This window comes from Pseudomonas sp. 1912-s (assembly GCF_029269205.1).
Taxonomy (GTDB): Bacteria; Pseudomonadota; Gammaproteobacteria; order Pseudomonadales; family Pseudomonadaceae; genus Aquipseudomonas.
The window spans coordinates 1-1,262 of sequence record NZ_JARIXR010000072.1 but is presented as its reverse complement, the minus strand read 5'-3'; the positions used below and the strand labels follow the sequence as shown (position 1 = coordinate 1,262).

General features: G+C 54.1%; 1 protein-coding gene. It reads right to left on the bottom strand.

All coding sequences use genetic code 11. From position 1 onward, the window contains the following. Nucleotides 1-51: 51 nt before the first annotated feature. Nucleotides 52-1,179, bottom strand: coding sequence for an IS481 family transposase (locus P3C29_RS32570; RefSeq protein WP_275966460.1), 1,128 nt, complete (start codon nt 1,177-1,179; stop codon nt 52-54). Between the last annotated feature and the right edge of the window lie 83 nt (nt 1,180-1,262).

The window sequence follows — 1,262 nt, the reverse complement described above, 5'->3', positions numbered from 1 at the left end:
TGTACGGACCGGACACATGGTGGACACATGTACGGGGACATGGTTGACACATTATGAACCGTAATCAGGCTGCTTCACGTCGATCGTTCGCAAAAAGTGATGGCAGAAATAGACATCAAACAGCCCGTCACTTTCAGTGTTCGGACGTAGTGCAACGTGATGTCCAGCCAGGCCTTTGGCGATCCTGAAGTAGCGCTTCTGAAACTTAAATCGACTGTGATAAACCTTGGCCTTTAAATCGTCCGGCCCGTACTCAAACTCCAAAAGCGTCTCCGGATAAGCCCAGGGGCTTTCTCGGTATCGATCCATTGGAACCTTGTAATCCAGGGCCTGATGAGGGCGCTGATGGTTATAAACCTCCCGCCATTGATCGAGGTGTGTCTGGGCTTCAGCAAGTGTCCGGAAATGGCGACCGTTGAGCACTTCAGCCTTGAGTGACCGGTGAAATCGTTCGATTTTTCCGTTGGTTTGAGGGTGGAAAGGCCGACTGAAGCTGACTCTGATACCCAGTCGAACGAGCCAGATGCTCAGCTCAGTGATCTCCCCCGGATTGCGGGGGGAACCCCATGGGGGCCCGTTATCGACGTTGATGCGAGCGGGTAAGCCGTAGCGCCGGAAAACTTCGATCAACTGCTCCTTCACCGTGGCTGTGCGCTCGTTGGAGCAGGCTTTGATAGTCAAGTTGAAACGGGAGTGGTCATCCAACACAGTTAGTGGATGGCATCGGCCTTGTTGCGTTGGGAAATGCCCTTTGAAATCCATCTGCCAAAGATCATTGGGCGCATCGTGTTCAAACCTCAGCCTTGCTGCCTGTAACTCTTTCGGAACCGTTTGAATCAAACCGTGGCGATGTAAGACATTGGTGACGGTGCTAGGAGCGATACGCTTATCTAACAAATTGCTGATCGTGCGGCCGCCCCAAGCTGGGTGCGCCTGCCTAAGAGCCAAGACTTCAGCCTCCAGCGCTGGCTCGGTAAGTTTTGGGCTAGTGGCTGGCCTGCGGGATTTCTCCAGCAGACCTTGCTGGCCTTGTTCTTCGTAGCGCTCGAGCCACTTGTATGCGGTTTGGGGGCTGATACCGAACCGTCGACACAGTTCTCGTTTATTGCTGCCGGGCTGCCGGGCAAAGGCAACGAACTCTTTTTTCAGGCTCATGGCGTCTCTCGTATTCCAGGGCATGATGGTTTTCCGGCGAAGTTAGCTCGCCGAAAAGTGTCCACCATGTCCCCGCACACCCGTCAACCATGTGTCCGGTCCGTACA